Here is a 15,558-nt window from a genome sequence, read left to right as displayed (position 1 = left end):
TCGGGCTGCTCGGCGAGCCGAATGTCGTTGAGGGCGCGGCGGGCATCGCGCGCGGCGAGGCGGTGCTCGTACTCCTCCTCGTCGTCGGACTGGAGGGTTCCGCCGATCGGGCGCAGGCCGTACATGCCGACGAACTTGCGCGCTTCCTCGATGATGTCCTCGTGCTTGCGGCAGGTCGCGCAGCGCGGCTCGTTGCGGTACTCCTCGACGGCCTCGAGATCGCCGCACCATACGCAGGCACCCGGTGTCCACCGTCGTGCTGTCCGGATTGTCGCGGATTCGGTGGGGGCCTCGAGAGTCTGCGCGTCGATCACGAGGAGCCACCTTAAGTGAAAATCGGGCGGCCACGGCGCGTGGGACGGACGTGACCTGCGGGGACGGACGGGAAAGTGACGAAGATCATGTTAGCGGGACGATCGCGGTAGGCAAAGTGTTGCGGCACAGCACTTTCCGTACCGGACGGTCTGCTGGTTTCCGTCGGCCGTCAGGTTGCGGTCGCCGCAGTGAGCCATTCCACGAGCGGGCGGAAACGGCGCCAGGCGTCACGGACCTCGTCGAGCGTGCGGGCGCTGTCGAGCCACGGGGGCGACTGTTCGGTGCGTCCCGCGGTGAGTGCCTTGTGACGCATCAGGTCGAGCCGCGGGTGGTCGGGGTCGACCCCGCGCGGACGCGTCTTCAGTTGTGCGCCACCGATTTCGAAACCGTCGCGGCGCAGTTTCCGGACCAGTTTCTCGAGTTGGGTGCCGCGCCGCTCGTCGTCGACGGCCGCACGGTACGCCTCGATCTGCGCACCGGATCCGGCGTAGAAGCCGCCCGCGACGACGAGTCCCGCCGCGTCGACCTGCACGTAGTAACCGACGCCCGGAGCGGTCTGCACGAAGCCGCCCTGGTGCGTCTTGTACGGCGCCTTGTCCTTGCTGAACCGGACATCGCGATAGGGCCGAAAGGCCTTGCCGGTACCGAATTCCGGCTCGAGTTCGGCGAGCAGCGCAAGCATCGGGCCGCGCACGCAGTCGTCGTAGACGGCCTTGTGCGCGGCCCAGAATGCCTTGCTGTTGTCGGCTTCGAGATCCTCGTAGAAGTCGAGTGCGGCGACGGGGAATCCAGTGAACACCCCGATAGTGTGCCCTGTGGAACGGGTTTCAGGCCACGCCGTTGAACAGCGACGTCACCGAGCCGTTCTCGAACACCTCGCGGATCGTCTGCGCCAGGAGCGGAGCGATCGACAGCACGGTGAGGGTCTCGAACTGCTTCTCCGGCGGGATCGGCAGCGTGTTGGTGACGATGACCTCCTTGGCGCCGCACGCGGCGAGGCGCTCGGCGGCCGGGTCGGACAGCACACCGTGCGTCGCGGCGATGATGACGTCACCGGCGCCGGCCTCCTTGAGGACCCGCACCGCGCCGGCGATGGTGCCGCCGGTGTCGATCATGTCGTCGATCAGGATGCAGGTGCGGCCCTCGACCTCACCGACCACGCGATTGGACTTGACCTGGTTCGGAACCAGCGGATCGCGGGTCTTGTGGATGAACGCCAGCGGGGCACCACCGAGGGTGTCGGCCCACTTCTCGGCCACGCGGACGCGACCCGAGTCGGGGGAGACCACGGCGATGTTGTCGACGCCGTAGTGGCCGCGGATGTACTCGGCCAGCTGACCCTGCGCGTGCATGTGGTCGACCGGGCCGTCGAAGAAGCCCTGGATCTGGTCGGTGTGCAGGTCGACGGTGATGATGCGGTCGGCACCGGCGGTCTTGAGCAGGTCGGCGATCAGGCGAGCCGAGATGGGCTCGCGGCCGCGGTGCTTCTTGTCCTGACGGGCGTAGGGGTAGAACGGCAGGATCGCGGTGATGCGCTTGGCCGAACCACGCTTGAGCGCGTCGATCATGATGAGCTGCTCCATCACCCACTGGTTCAGCGGGAACGGATGGCTCTGCAGCACGAAGGCGTCGGAGCCACGCACCGACTCCTCGAACCGCACGAAGGTCTCGCCGTTCGCGAAGTCACGCGCGGTCTGCGGCGTGACCTGGATGCCCAGTTCCTTCGAGACCTGCTCCGCCAGCTCGGGGTGTGCCCGGCCGGCGAAGAGCATCAGGTTCTTCTGATTGTCGATCCAATTGGTCACTGGTCCAGGCCGTCCTTTTGCGGTTCGTTCTCTTGCTGCTGCTGCGACGCCAACGATGCTGCCTCAGCGGCGGGGGTCCCGGCGCGATTTCGCTGGACCCATCCTTCAATATTGCGCTGTGGCGCACCCGACACTGCCAGCGCCCCCGGTGGAACGTTCCGCCGGAGCACCGTCCCGGCGCCCGTGTACGCGCCGTCGCCCACCGTCAGGGGGGCCACGAACATGGTGTCGGAACCGGTCCGCACGTGCGATCCGACGACGGTCCGGTACTTCTTGACACCGTCGTAGTTCACGAACACGCTCGACGCGCCGATGTTGGAATGCTCACCGATCGTCGCGTCCCCGACATAGGTCAGGTGCGGCACCTTCGAATGCGCTCCGATCTGCGCGTTCTTCGTTTCGACGAACGTGCCGATCTTGCCTTCGGCGCCGAGTTCGCTGCCCGGTCGCAGGTACGCGAAGGGGCCGACGGACGCGCCCGCACCGATCACCGAATCCGATCCGTGGGTCCGCACCACCGACGCTCCGGCGCCGACCTGCACATCGGTCAGGGTGGTGTCGGGTCCGATCACCGCGTCCTCACCGATCGACGTGCGCCCGTGCAATTGCACACCCGGGTGCAGCGTCACGTCCGGTGCGAGGGTGACGTCGACGTCGACCCACGTGTTCGCCGGGTCGATCACCGTCACACCCTCGCGCATCCAGTACTCGAGGGTGCGGCGGTTCAGTTCGGCCGCGAGCGCCGCGAGCTGCACGCGGTCGTTTGCTCCGGCGACGCTCACCGCGTCGTCGGTGTAGTGGGCGCGCACGGTCAGTCCCTCGCCGCGGGCGATCGACACGACATCGGTGAGGTACAGCTCGCCCTGCGCGTTGTCGGCGCTGAGCTTGCCGAGCGCCGAGCGCAGCGCGGCGACGTCGAACGCGTACACACCGGCATTCACCTCGGTGATCGCCAGCTGGGTCGGGGTCGCTTCCTTGTGCTCGATGATCGCGGTGACGTCCCCGTCGGTCGTGCGCAGGATCCGGCCGTATCCGGTCGGGTCGGCCGCGGTCGTGGTGAGCACGGTGACGGCCGCCGCTTCGGGTTCGGCGTGCGTCTCCAGCAGAGCGCGCAGCGTGTCGGTGTCGAGCAGCGGGACGTCCGCGGCCGTGACGACGACGATGCCGGCGAAGTCGTCGGGAAGGGTGGTCAGCGCGCACTCGACGGCGTGGCCCGTTCCGAGCTGCTCGTCCTGCACGGCGACGCGGACGTCGCCGTCGAGGCGGGCTCCGAGATCGGTGACCGCGGCGGAGATGCGTTCACGGTCGTGACCGACGACCACGACCAGATGATCCGGGCCGAGTGCCTCCGCCGCGCGCACGGAATGCTCGAGCATGGTGCGGCCGCCGAGCGAATGCAGCACCTTGGGGGTCTTGGACCGCATCCTCGTACCCGCTCCGGCGGCCAGGACGACTATTGCGGTCTGCACTTGCATGAAGCTCCCTCGACGTTCGACATGCGTCATGGACGAGCGTGTGAGGGCCCGGCCGGCCCCCGTTCGCCTTGCTCCGCCGCCAGGACTCGAACCTGAACTATCTGAACCAAAATCAGAGGTGCTGCCGATTACACCACGGCGGATCGCCGCACGTCCGCGAAGTGAACCCCGGGGCGTGCGGTGTGATCCTCGCATGCCGATACGGTCGGCGTCGAACGCGGGGCGGAGACGAGGCGGTCCGCGCGGCCCGCAGATTAGGCTCGGCTCCGGGGCCAGCGTGCAAGCAGGTGTGGCGCCGGAAAGGAAACCGTCGTGTCGCGAACACCGCAGAGTCAATCCGAGCGGACCCCGCGTATCCGCATGACCGGAACGCAACGCCGCGAGCAGTTGATCGAGATCGGCCGGGCCCTGTTCGCCGAGCGCGGCTACGAGGGCACGTCCATCGAGGAGATCGCGCAGCGCGCCGCCGTGTCCAAGCCCGTCGTCTACGAGCACTTCGGCGGCAAGGAAGGGCTCTACGCCGTGGTCGTGGACCGCGAGATGACGATTCTCATGTCGATGGTCACCGAGAGCCTGACGCGGAACCGGTCCCGCGTCCGTGTCGAACGGGCCGCGCTCGCGCTGCTCACCTACATCGAGGAACGCACCGACGGTTTCCGCATCCTGGTGCGCGACTCCCCGGTCGCCGCCGAGGAAGGCACCTACTCGAGCCTGCTCAACGAGGCGATGCGACAGGTCGGCACCCTGCTCGCCGGCGACTTCGCCCGCCGCGGCCTGGACCCGGACCTCGCGCCGCTCTATGCGCAGGCCCTCGTCGGCATGGTCGCGACCACCGCGACCTGGTGGCTCGACGAACGCAGCCCGTCGAAGGAGGTCGTCGCGGCGCATCTGGTGAACCTGTGCTGGAACGGTCTGACCCGGCTCGAAGCCGATCCGACGCTCGGCGCCGATTGATACAGTCGAAGGTCTGCGAATACCGAGGTAGACGCCACCGCGGTGGTACCGTTGCCCGGCCGATTCGTAGAAGCGACGGGATTGAGGTGACAGTGGTTTCCCGCACGTCGATTGCCTGTGCCGAGCGTGTCCGGGCCGAGCGCCCCGTTCCCGTTCGCTGGGGGCGCTGAGATGGCACGTCAGGTTCGCGCCGAGGCCACCCGGGAGTCGGTGCTGCGCGGCGCCGCCGAGGTCTTCGTGCGCCTGGGATACGCGAACGCCAGCCTCAACGAGATCATCGACGAATCGGGCGTCACCAAGGGTGCGCTGTACTTCCACTTCGGCTCCAAGGAGGAGCTCGCCCGCGGCGTAATCGACGCCGGTTTCGCCCGCTCGGCGGAGGCCGGTCTCGCCAAGATCGACGAACGCACCCCGGCGCTGGAAACGATGATCGAGCTGTCGGTCCTGTCCGTCGATCTGTCGGTCTCCGACCCGGTGGTCCGCGCGATGTTCCGGCTCGTTCTCGAGATCGGCGACTACCGCGGCTCGGGCGACAACCTGTTCGAGATGTGGCTGGGCACGTTGCAGCAGCTGGCGCACCGGGCGCAGGAGGAAGGCGACCTGTCCCCGGATTTCGATCCCGATGCGGCCGGTTTGATGGTGCTGCAGATGGTCGTGGGGGCCCGCACCGTCGCCGCCGGGCTCGGTCGCCGCGATCGGTCGATCGAACACATCGAGCTGATGTGGACGAACCTGCTGCCGGCGCTGGTTCCGCCGACGAAGGTCGAGTACTTCCGGCAGTTCGCCGCGCGGCGCCTGCGCGTCTGACGACACCCCGGCGAATTATCTGTGTCCGTCGGTAACGGACTGTTACTGTGCCGTGAACTGCGCGCTGCGTCGGGGGCGGCGCCGCTCGATCAACAGTGACAGGAACGTATCGATGCGAGCCTTTCGACATCTCGTGGCGATCGGCGCTGCTTCCACCGCGCTGGCACTCGCCCTGACCACGGCGACCGCCGCAGCCGAGCCCGTCCACGTCGACGACGTCTTCAACCCGTTCGTGGTGAGCACCTTCCGTGACGGGCAGATCGCACATCCGTCGCAGTGGACGCCGCGCCCGGCCTCCACCGACCCGTGGTTCGACCCGCCCGCCCTCGGCGACGGGGACGTCCCCGGCACCCTGCTGCGGCACCGCCCGGTGACGGTGCAGGTGTACGGAGTGCAGCCTGGCCACGTCACGGCCCATCAGCTGATGTACGTCACCACCGATTTCGACGGCTCCCACACCGTCGCCACCGGCATCCTCATGCTCCCCGAGGACGGCACGCCGCCGCAGGACCGCAGGCTCATCGGCTACTCCGAGGCCAACGACAGCCTCGGCCCCAACTGCATGCCGAGCACCCAGTGGACCGGCGGCAACCAGACCGACCCGTCGCTGTTCTCCGCGCTCGGACCCGTCGCGCAGATGTTCGGCCGCGGCTGGGCAGTGATGATGAGCGACACCGCCAACGACGGCGACACCGCCCCCAACGGCTTCTCCATCGGCCGGTTCAGCGGACCCGCGACCCTCGACGGACTGCGCGCGGCCATCGCGCTGCCGGACGCCGGGTTCGCGCCGGACGTCCCGGTCGGGATCTTCGGAATCGCCGGGGGTGGTGTGGCCGCCGGGTTCGCCGCGGAGATGGCCGGCACCTACGCGCCGGAACTCAATCTCGTCGGCACCGTGCTGCAGGCGATGGTCGTCGACAGCGCGACCTTCGAACGCACCGCGGACGGCGGTATCGGCTCGGGATTCGTCTTCGCCAACTCGCTCGGCTTCGCGGCGAAGTACCCGGAGATCGACCTCGACGCCGAACTCACCCCGCTCGGCCGGGCCGCCGCCGACCTGTTCCACAGCACCTGCCAGGGGCTGTATCTGATGTTCCCGTTCGTGCCGTTGTCCGCGCTGTACGAGAACGGGCGGCCGGCCGACAACCCGGCGTTCGCGCGGGCCTACGCCGAGAACGCGCTCGGCACCCGGCCGCACGAGGTCCCGACCGCGCCGGTGCTCATCACCTCGTGCCGCGACGACTTCCTCGTCCCCTACGAGGACGCGGAGAACCTCGGCAACTTCTGGCGCGCGCACGGCGCCGACGTCGAATTCGATCCGTCGGTGTGCGGGATCGGAGACGTGCTGACCGACCCGGTCCGGGTGGGCGTCGAGTTGCTCGGCATGCAGAATGTCGACTGGTTCGATCGGCGCTTCGAGGAGGCCGGCCGATGAGACGTCTGCTCGCCACCGCCCTGACCGCCGTGACCCTCGTGGCCGGGGCCGCCGGAACAGCCACCGCCGCACCCGATTTCGACGCTGTCCTCGATCTCGACACCGTCCTCGACGTTTCCCGCAACAACCTCGACTCCGAACACGGCGGGGGAGTCGCGACCGACCTGTCGGCCGACCCCGAGGTGCTGCGGCCGCTGCTCGACCGGGCCCGCGCCACCGGGGTCGACCCGGCACGCTATGCGGCGCTGCTGCACCAGTACTGGCTCGCCGTGGCGGCCCGCAACGCCGGGATCGACCTGAACCGGTGGGATCCGCAGCTCGGGCTGGCGGCCAACGAACAGAACCTGAAGAACACCTTCGCCTACTACCAGAAGCTGCAGCGCGAGCACCCCGACTTCCTGTGGACCGGACAGGGCGGCCTGGCCGGACCGTCCTTCGGTGCCGGGGTCATGGACGTCGACCTGGTCAGGGCGGTCATCGGGGTTCGGGAGTTGCGCGACGCCCTCGCTCAGGTCACCCGCACGCTCGACGACGTGGCCGCACCCGCGTCCGCGGAGCTGCCCGAGGATCTGCGGGCGGTGCTCGCCGTCGGCCACACCATCACCCCCGAGGACATCGCGGACTTCCAGGTCCGGGTCATCGCGATGAGCAAGCACATCTTCACCGACCTGCTGCCGCAGCACGAGGCATACCTGGCCGGTGGTCTCGACGCGATCGACGAGTTCCACCGGGCGGGCATCATCGACGACCGCGCCGTCCGGGCCTGGCGCGATCTCGCGACCGGGGACCCGGAGCTGGTGGTGCGCGGCAACGCCGAACTGCTGCACCGTGAGCAGTACCAGTCGATCGCCGACCAGTGGGATGCCACCCGCGAGGCGCGTGGTCCCGTCGGCCGGGCGCTGACCTATCTGTCGACGTTCGGCGCCGACCCCGCGATCCCCGGCGTGGTACCGCCCCGGGAGGCGTTCCCGCTGACGCTGACCGCGGGCGATCCCGCCGGCGGCCCGCAGTGGCGCCTGCAGACACCGCTGCCCGCGTTCAACTGGTCGGACCGCGACGCACGCTGGGAGTACATCACCACCCACATGCTGCCGAAGTACCGGGCGCTGGCCCAGGATCGACCGGCCGAACTCGCGGTCGCCCTGAGCAAGCCGATGGATCAGCAGTTCCTCGAACAGCGGGCCCTGAATCGGCTGGTGCCCATCCTGCGGTCGGCGGCCCGCACGACGCAGGTGCAGTACTACTGAGCACGCCCGCTCGTTGCAATCGGCGGCGCGGCCTGACAGCATCGCCGCCGTGACCTTCGGACCGTTCGACGCCGAGCATGCCCCCGCCGCGCTCGCCCGCGTCCTCGACGAACTCGGTGAGGACGCAGCGGTCACGATCACCGCCGTGCCGCCGCTGCTGACCGTCACCCAGGCGGCGGACGTGCTGGGTGCCTCCCGCGCCGAGGTGGCGCGCCTCGTCGACAGCGGCGCGTTGCCCGCCGAGTTCCACGGCCTGCACCGGCGGGTGGATCGCGCCGACGTCGTCGCACTGGCGCAGCGTCGCGCGACGATCCGCACCCAGGTCCTCGACAACCTCGCCGACCTGGCCCGCCGCGACGGCCTGTACGACGAATTCTGAGCGGAAAGCAGAGGGAAGATGCCCGTAGGGGTGGTGCTCGGTGCGTCGGTGCTCGCCGACGCGCGGATGCGGGACGTCGTGCTCGCATTCGCGGAAGAGGGTCTGTACCAACCGTATTGGAGCGACGGAGTCATCGCCGAAGTGGATCGCCGGCTGCCGGCGGAACTGCCGCGACCGGCCCGCGACTACCTGTTCGCCGAACTGGACCGGGCGTTCCCGGATGCCCGCGTCACGTGGCCGACGACGGTGCTGCGGGAGGTGCCCTACGTCGTCGACCCGCGCGACACCCACCTGACGGCGGTCGCGCTGATCGCCCACGCCGACGCCGTCGTCACCACCGACCCGGCTATCGCCGCCGCGCTCGAACGGTCCGGAATCGAACCCTGGACCCCCGACGCGTTCGTCACGTTCGTCGTCGACGCCGACCCCGGCCGCGCGCGGGCCACGCTGCTGCGGATGGTGCGCAGACGCTGGCTCCCCGGCACCGGCGAGACCGACGACGCGCTGCTGTCGCGGCTGGTGACCTGGGCGCGTCGTGCGCTGGGGGACAGCAGCGCCGACCTGCTCGCGTCCGCGGACTGAGGCACCCTGTCCGCGACGCATAGAATCGAAAAGTTCTCGTCGTACACCCAGGAGCGACTGTCACGTGTCTGCTGTGCCCGCCACCCCTCTGTCCGGACTGGCGCGGATCGCGCTGGCCGACGACCAATTGCAGCGGGTCGCCGCGCTCGCCGGCACCGCCGAGCAGGCCCTGGTCGCACCGCCCGCGGCCCGTCCCTTCGTCGCCGCCGTGCTCGCGGAGAAAGCGCCGCTGCTGGTGGTCACCGCCACCGGCCGCGAAGCCGACGATCTGACCGCCGAACTCACCGAAATCCTCGGTGACAGCGTCGCGCAGTTCCCGTCGTGGGAGACGCTGCCGCACGAGCGGCTGTCGCCGAGCGCGGACACCGTCGGCCGGCGGCTGCAGGTGCTGCGCCGCCTCGCCCGGCCCGACGACCGCGACTACGGCCCCGAACTGCGCGTCATCGTCGCGACCGTGCGGTCGCTGGTGCAGCCGATGGCGCCGGGTCTCGGCGAGATCGATCCGATCACCCTGCGGGTCGGTTCCGAACACGACTTCGACGACCTCGTCGAACGCCTCGTCGAACTGGCCTACACGCGCGTCGACATGGTCGGCAAGCGCGGCGAGTTCGCGGTGCGCGGCGGCATCCTGGACGTGTTCCCGCCGACCGCCGACCACCCGGTACGCGTCGAGTTCTGGGGCGACGAGGTCACCGAGCTGCGGCCGTTCTCCGTCGCCGATCAGCGCTCGATCCCCGACGTCGAGGTCGCCACGCTCATCGCGCCGCCCTGCCGCGAACTGCTGCTCACCGAGGCGGTCAAGGAACGCGCGGCGCAGCTCGCGAAGGACAACCCGGCCGACGCGGCGCTCGTCGAGATGCTCGACAAGATGGCCGGTGGTGTTCCGGTCGAGGGCATGGAGGCGCTGCTGCCCGTGCTGCAGTCCGGTGAGCTGCAGCTGCTCACCGAGGTGCTGCCCGCCGGCGCCCACGTCCTGCTGTGCGACCCGGAGAAGGTCCGCACCCGCGCCACCGACCTCGTGCGCACCGGGCAGGAGTTCCTCGAGGCATCGTGGACGGCCGCGTCGATCGGCGGTGCCGCGCCGCTGGACACCGCGAACCTGACCGGCGCCGACGGCCGGAAGATGGACCTCGCGGCCTCGGCGTACCGGACGCTGCGGCAGGTCAGGGAGGCCGCCGAAGCGCAGGGCGTGCCGTGGTGGACGCTGAGCCCGCTCGCCTCCGGTGCCGACACCGAGGTGGTTCTCGAGGTGCAGCCCGCGCCGGAGGTGCGCGGTTCCGAGGAACTGCTGTCGATGCTGTTCGTGAACCTGCGGGCGCACGTCACCACCGGTGGTCGCGCGGTGATCGTGGTCGCCGGTACCGGTACCGGCCTGCGCGTGCTCGAACGGCTGAAGGACAACGAGGTTCCCGCCGCGAAGCTCGAGCCGGGCGCGGAACCGGTCCGCGGCCAGGTCGGCGTGATCCGGGGCGCGCTGCACGAGGGTCTGGTGCTGCCCGGCAACGGCGACAATCAGGTGCCGGGGCTCGTCGTCGTCACCGAGGCGGACCTGACCGGCAACCGGGTCACCACCGCCGAAGGCCGCAAGACACCCGTCAAACGGCGCAACCAGGTCGATCCGCTGGCGTTGACCGCCGGCGACTACGTGGTGCACGACCAGCACGGCATCGGCCGGTTCGTCGAGATGGTCGAACGGACCGTCGGCGGTGCGCGCCGCGAGTACCTCGTCATCGAGTACGCGGCGAGCAAGCGTGGCCAGCCCGGCGACCGGTTGTTCGTGCCGATGGAATCACTCGATCAGCTCTCCCGGTACGTGGGGGGTGAACTGCCCGCGATCAGCAAGCTCGGCGGCTCCGACTGGGCGAACACGAAACGCAAGGCGCGCAAGGCAGTTCGTGAGATCGCAGGCGAGCTGGTGCGCCTCTATGCGGCGCGGCAGGCGTCACCCGGTCACGCCTTCGGCCCGGACACCCCGTGGCAGAAGGAGATGGAGGACGCGTTCCCCTTCACCGAGACCCAGGATCAGCTCACCGTCATCTCCGAGGTGAAGGCCGACATGGAGAAGCCGGTACCGATGGACCGCGTCGTCATCGGCGACGTCGGCTACGGCAAGACCGAGATCGCGGTGCGTGCCGCGTTCAAGGCGGTGCAGGATGGGAAGCAGGTCGCGGTGCTGGTGCCCACCACCCTGCTCGCGCAGCAGCACCTGCAGACCTTCACCGAGCGGATGGCCGCGTTCCCCGTCACCGTCAAGGGCCTGAGTCGATTCACCGATCCGGCCGAGTCCCGCGAGATCGTCGCCGGCATGGCCGACGGCGAAGTCGACATCGTGGTCGGCACCCACCGGCTGCTGCAGACCGGAATCCGTTGGAAGGACCTCGGTCTGGTGATCGTCGACGAGGAGCAGCGGTTCGGTGTCGAACACAAGGAACACATCAAGGCGCTCCGGACACACGTCGACGTGCTGACCATGTCGGCGACCCCGATCCCGCGCACCCTGGAGATGAGCATGGCCGGCATCCGCGAGATGTCGACGATCCTCACCCCGCCCGAGGAACGGCACCCGATCCTCACCTACGTGGGTGCGTACTCGGACAAGCAGGTCGCCGCGGCGATCCGTCGCGAGCTGCTGCGCGACGGCCAGGTGTTCTACGTCCACAACCGGGTCAGCTCGATCGACAAGGCCGCCAAGAAGATTCGCGACCTCGTCCCCGAGGCCCGGGTGGTCGTGGCGCACGGCCAGATGAACGAGGACACCCTCGAGAAGACCGTGCAGGGCTTCTGGGAACGCGAATTCGACGTGCTGGTGTGCACCACGATCGTCGAGACCGGCCTGGACATCTCCAACGCCAACACGCTCATCGTCGAACGCGCCGACTCGCTCGGCCTGTCGCAGCTGCACCAGCTGCGCGGTCGCGTCGGCCGGTCCCGCGAACGCGGCTACGCGTACTTCCTGTACCCGCCGGAGAAGCCGCTCACCGAAACCGCGTACGACCGGCTCGCGACCATCTCGCAGAACTCCGACCTCGGCGCCGGCATGGCCGTCGCCATGAAGGACCTCGAAATCCGCGGCGCCGGAAACGTTCTCGGAGCCGAACAGTCCGGTCACGTCGCCGGTGTCGGATTCGACCTGTACGTGCGGCTGGTCGGCGAGGCCGTCGAGGCGTACCGCGCCGCGGCCGACGGCACCCCCATCACCACCGAGGAGGCCCCCAAGGAGGTGCGGGTCGACCTGCCCGTCGACGCGCACATCCCCGCCGACTACGTCACCTCCGACCGGCTGCGCCTCGAGGCCTACCGCAAGCTCGCCGCCGCACAGGACGACGCGTCGATCGCCGCGGTCGTCGAGGAACTCGTCGACCGGTACGGCCCGCTGCCCGAAGAGGTCGGCCGGCTCGTGTCCGTCGCGAAGCTGCGGTTGCTGTGCCGCGAATACGGGCTCGAGGAGGTCGCGGTCGTCGGCACCCAGCTCAAGATCTCCCCGATGGAACTGCCCGACTCGAAGCAGATGCGGCTCAAGCGGATCTTCCCGGCCGCCCAGTACCGCGCGACCAGCGGCATCGTGCAACTGCCGCTGCCGCGCACCGGCGGGGTCGGCTCCGACCGCGTCCGCGACGTCGAACTGCTCCAGTACATCGCGGACTTCCTGCTCGCCATGGACGGCAAGGCACAGGGGTCGGTGGACGTTCGGGTCGCGGCGGGGGCGAACGCGTGAGCGTCGTCCTCCTCGACCCGCGCCGGCCCGGGGTCGTGCCCGCGGCGGCAGTGCGGCTGCTGCACGGGCCGGTCGAGTACGGCGACGAGGTACCCGACGAGGTGCGCGCTGCGCTCGGTCTCGACCACGAACCGGGAGCCGACGTGCTCGTCGCCCTCGACGCCGGCAGCGACGCCGTCGCCGCACGGACCGCCCGCGGGGAGGACGTGATCGCGGCGGACCCGGTGCCCGGGGACCGGTTGCTCGAGGCCGTCGACGTCATGGACCGGCTGTGGGGGTTCGGCGGCTGGGAGGTCACCCAGACCCACGATTCGCTGCGGCGCTACCTGCTCGAGGAAACCTACGAGCTTCTCGACGCCATCGACGAGGACGACCGGGCCGGGCTGCGCGAGGAACTCGGCGACCTGCTGCTGCAGGTGCTGTTCCACTCGCGGATCGCCCAGGAATCGCCGACCGACCCGTTCGACGTCGACGACGTCGCCGGCACCCTCGTCGCCAAACTCGAGTCCCGCAGCCCGCATCTGACCAACGGTCACACCGGCCCGCTCGACCCGGCCGAGCAGGAGGCGGCGTGGCAGGCGGCGAAGGCCGCGGAGAAGGCGCGGGAGTCGTGTCTCGACGGCATCGCGATGGCGCAGCCGGCGTTGGCGTTGGCGGAGAAGGTGGTGACGAGGAGCGCCGAGGCGGGATTGCCGGACGATCTGGTTCCCGCTTCGCTCGGGACGGTCGGGATCGGCGGAGAGTCCAGCGCCGAGCACCGGCTTCGGAAGGCTGTGATGGAGTTCGCCGGCTGTATCCGCGAAGCCGAGAACACGGCAGAGGCGAATCGTGGCGAACGCAAGCCGCTGTCGCCCGACGACTGGCGCAGGTACTGGCCACGAGGCTGAGATTCGCGGTGGCCGGTCGTCTCACCGATGTCGACGATCGGTCGATTCGCAGAGCGTCCGTCCCAGTTTGCGGCCGACCCGGACGAGCAGATCCTGCTGTCGTCGTGCATACAGTCGTGCCACCGCCAGCCTGGCCGTACGACGCTGCTCGGGGGCGAGATCGTGGTCGGCCAGGGCACGCAACATCTCCCTGCACTCGAGCGTGGTGGCACAGTGCGCCTGCCAGGACGGCACCCCCAGCTTGCGTGCCAGGGCAATGGGTGTCGCGTGTGTCAGGTTCCTTTGCCCGAGCACTTCCGGGACGTGTCCCCACGGTCCCGCCAGCGCAAGTTTCGCGGCGAACACCTCGTCCTCGCGCAGCATGTTCCTGCGGTCTATCCGGAGCACGGGTTCCCGACGAAAAAGGCTGTACAGGGGATCGACGACGGGAAGGTTCTCGTTCAGCATGCCCAGCAATGCGGCGAAACGTGTGACGGGATCGCTCGAACCGAGGGCAGCGTCGCTGTACCGGTTACTTCGGATCATTCCTGCGGGAGTGAGGTAATCCATCCGGTGGGTCACCAGCACGAGTCGGTCGTCCGCGGCGAACGCAGCCAGGCTCCGTGAAATGCAGTGCGGTGCGAGCCAGTCGTCGTCTCCTACCCACCGAAAGAACGTCCCAGTGGCCAGCCGCAGCACACTGAGGTAGTTGTCGAGCACGCCGACGTCGACGGGGTGTCGGTGGTAGACGACCCGGCAGTGACTCTCGGCGAGCTCGCGACACACTTCTTCGGTGTTGTCCGTGGAGGCGTTGTCGGAGATCACCAGTTCGAGGTTCTCGTGATCCTGCGCGAAAACGGACTGCACCACGTCCCCGATGCGATCGCCCCCGTTGCGCACCGGCAATCCTACGGAGACCAGCGCGTCGGACACCGAGCTCACCGGTCACACCCGTTCGAGCCAGATCTCCCGCCAGAACGGCACGAACTCGCGCGGGCAGCTGACGTTGTGCGAACCGTTGCACGTGATTCCTTCGAGGATGATGCAGGGATTCTTCATCGTCAGCAACTCACCGGTTCTCTCGTCGATGCATCTGGTCACACGTGCCTGCACCCGGGCGGTGCGGCCGCAGTGGCGTGCCATTTCCTCCTCGAAGCCCATGCCTCGGTTCATTCGATCTTCGTTGAGGGTCTCCATGATCTCGCTCTTGGATTTGATCCGGACCGTTTCGCCGGGTTGCAGGTTCAGGTGCGCTGTCGGTGTCCTGCCCACTGCCCTGCCCTGGACGAAGCCCCAGGGCAATCCGTTGCGAAACCACAGCTTGCGCGGTAGTAGTCGCCGACTGATGTCCTGTATTCGATTGAACAGACCCACGAGGAAGGCCTCGGCCGACTCGACCGCGCCGACGTTTCCGGTCTTCACATCCGTCACGTACTGGCCGAGATCGCGGAACGGGAGGCATGTCGGTGCGGCGCGGAGCAACTCGGTGGCCTGGCACGAATAACGTGGCTTACCGTCCGCACCCGATTCCTTCCGCGTATTGGCATCCAGCAGTGGAATGCCGACGCACGAGGAGCCGGAGGGCGGCGGCAGACCCGGCTCTACGCGTTTGAGCCATGCATCCTTCCAGTACAGGGAACACGAAGTCTGGCAACCTCCGTGAGCAGATCCGTCGCACCTCGAGTCCGTCAGGTGGACGGCATTCTCCATACGATGGATGCCGGTGCCGGAGATCGTGTCGCAGAGCTTGTGCGCAACCTTGTGCACGGTCAGCCGACGGCCACAGAACTGGAGCATTTCGGGCATGAACGGAAGGTTCTCGAACTCTCCGTTCTCATCCAGGGTTGCAAGAATCTCTTCCGCGCTTCGCACCTCGACGAGGTCACCGACGCGCAGACTCGAAACGGGAGTCCTGGTCACGGACTTCGTCATGGAGATGCCTCCTTCCCGGCAGTCGCACGCGTTGTGGAGTTGTTGT

Annotated in this window: 13 protein-coding genes, 1 tRNA gene and 1 pseudogene; 8 read left to right on the top strand and 7 right to left on the bottom strand. The window is 68.7% G+C overall.

The annotated features are described in order from the left end of the window. The 5 genes and pseudogenes from ACN675_RS03505 to ACN675_RS03485 all read right to left on the bottom strand — a co-directional run. Positions 1 to 314, bottom strand: a pseudogene (locus ACN675_RS03505) (hypothetical protein); the annotation flags it as partial. Positions 315 to 484: 170 nt separating this feature from the next. Beyond that, positions 485 to 1,114, bottom strand: a complete 630-nt coding sequence (locus tag ACN675_RS03500) for a DUF2461 domain-containing protein (RefSeq protein ID WP_420749529.1) — start codon at positions 1,112 to 1,114, stop codon at positions 485 to 487. A gap of 28 nt (positions 1,115 to 1,142) precedes the next feature. Beyond that, on the bottom strand, positions 1,143 to 2,120 hold the full coding sequence (locus ACN675_RS03495) for a ribose-phosphate diphosphokinase (RefSeq protein WP_197253035.1): 978 nt from the start codon (positions 2,118 to 2,120) through the stop codon (positions 1,143 to 1,145). Then, positions 2,117 to 3,595 carry a bifunctional UDP-N-acetylglucosamine diphosphorylase/glucosamine-1-phosphate N-acetyltransferase GlmU gene (glmU, locus tag ACN675_RS03490; RefSeq protein ID WP_420749528.1) on the bottom strand — a complete coding sequence of 493 codons (1,479 nt, stop codon included), beginning with the start codon at positions 3,593 to 3,595 and terminating at the stop codon, positions 2,117 to 2,119. Before glmU ends, ACN675_RS03495 begins: the two co-directional genes overlap by 4 nt. Before the next feature lie 71 nt (positions 3,596 to 3,666). Then, positions 3,667 to 3,738: transfer RNA gene (locus ACN675_RS03485), tRNA-Gln, on the bottom strand. 217 nt (positions 3,739 to 3,955) lie between these two features. Between ACN675_RS03485 and ACN675_RS03480 the strand changes: the two genes are divergently transcribed. From ACN675_RS03480 to ACN675_RS03445, 8 genes are all read left to right on the top strand, one after another. Further along, complete coding sequence (locus ACN675_RS03480) at positions 3,956 to 4,549, top strand: TetR/AcrR family transcriptional regulator (RefSeq protein WP_197253033.1); 594 nt, start codon at positions 3,956 to 3,958, stop codon at positions 4,547 to 4,549. Positions 4,550 to 4,720: 171 nt separating this feature from the next. Beyond that, complete coding sequence (locus ACN675_RS03475) at positions 4,721 to 5,356, top strand: ScbR family autoregulator-binding transcription factor (protein WP_420749527.1); 636 nt, start codon at positions 4,721 to 4,723, stop codon at positions 5,354 to 5,356. Between the two features lie 112 nt (positions 5,357 to 5,468). Continuing rightward, positions 5,469 to 6,791 carry a lipase family protein gene (locus ACN675_RS03470; protein WP_420749526.1) on the top strand — a complete coding sequence of 441 codons (1,323 nt, stop codon included), beginning with the start codon at positions 5,469 to 5,471 and terminating at the stop codon, positions 6,789 to 6,791. Next, on the top strand, positions 6,788 to 8,038 hold the full coding sequence (locus ACN675_RS03465) for a Tat pathway signal protein (protein WP_420749525.1): 1,251 nt from the start codon (positions 6,788 to 6,790) through the stop codon (positions 8,036 to 8,038). Before ACN675_RS03470 ends, ACN675_RS03465 begins: the two co-directional genes overlap by 4 nt. A 49-nt stretch (positions 8,039 to 8,087) precedes the next feature. Beyond that, positions 8,088 to 8,417 (top strand): helix-turn-helix domain-containing protein, encoded by a 330-nt coding sequence (locus tag ACN675_RS03460; RefSeq protein WP_420749524.1) that lies wholly within the window; start codon positions 8,088 to 8,090, stop codon positions 8,415 to 8,417. An 18-nt stretch (positions 8,418 to 8,435) separates the two neighbouring features. Continuing rightward, positions 8,436 to 8,999, top strand: coding sequence for a PIN domain-containing protein (locus tag ACN675_RS03455; protein WP_420749523.1), 564 nt, complete (start codon positions 8,436 to 8,438; stop codon positions 8,997 to 8,999). Between the two features lie 64 nt (positions 9,000 to 9,063). Beyond that, positions 9,064 to 12,714 carry a transcription-repair coupling factor gene (gene mfd, locus ACN675_RS03450; RefSeq protein WP_420749522.1) on the top strand — a complete coding sequence of 1,217 codons (3,651 nt, stop codon included), beginning with the start codon at positions 9,064 to 9,066 and terminating at the stop codon, positions 12,712 to 12,714. Next, entirely contained in the window at positions 12,711 to 13,601 is an 891-nt protein-coding gene (locus ACN675_RS03445; protein WP_420749521.1) for a MazG family protein, read from the top strand. Before mfd ends, ACN675_RS03445 begins: the two co-directional genes overlap by 4 nt. 21 nt (positions 13,602 to 13,622) lie before the next feature. Here the strand turns inward: ACN675_RS03445 and ACN675_RS03440 are convergent, their stop codons facing one another. Beyond that, on the bottom strand, positions 13,623 to 14,522 hold the full coding sequence (locus ACN675_RS03440; protein WP_420749520.1) for a glycosyltransferase family 2 protein: 900 nt from the start codon (positions 14,520 to 14,522) through the stop codon (positions 13,623 to 13,625). Between the two features lie 3 nt (positions 14,523 to 14,525). Further along, complete coding sequence (locus ACN675_RS03435) at positions 14,526 to 15,512, bottom strand: hypothetical protein (RefSeq protein ID WP_420749519.1); 987 nt, start codon at positions 15,510 to 15,512, stop codon at positions 14,526 to 14,528. Positions 15,513 to 15,558: the final 46 nt, after the last annotated feature.

The organism is Rhodococcus sp. O3 (genome assembly GCF_048897285.1).
Taxonomy (GTDB): domain Bacteria; phylum Actinomycetota; class Actinomycetes; order Mycobacteriales; family Mycobacteriaceae; genus Rhodococcus.
Note: the sequence above shows the minus strand (reverse complement) of the source record. Positions and strands in the feature narration are given on the sequence as shown.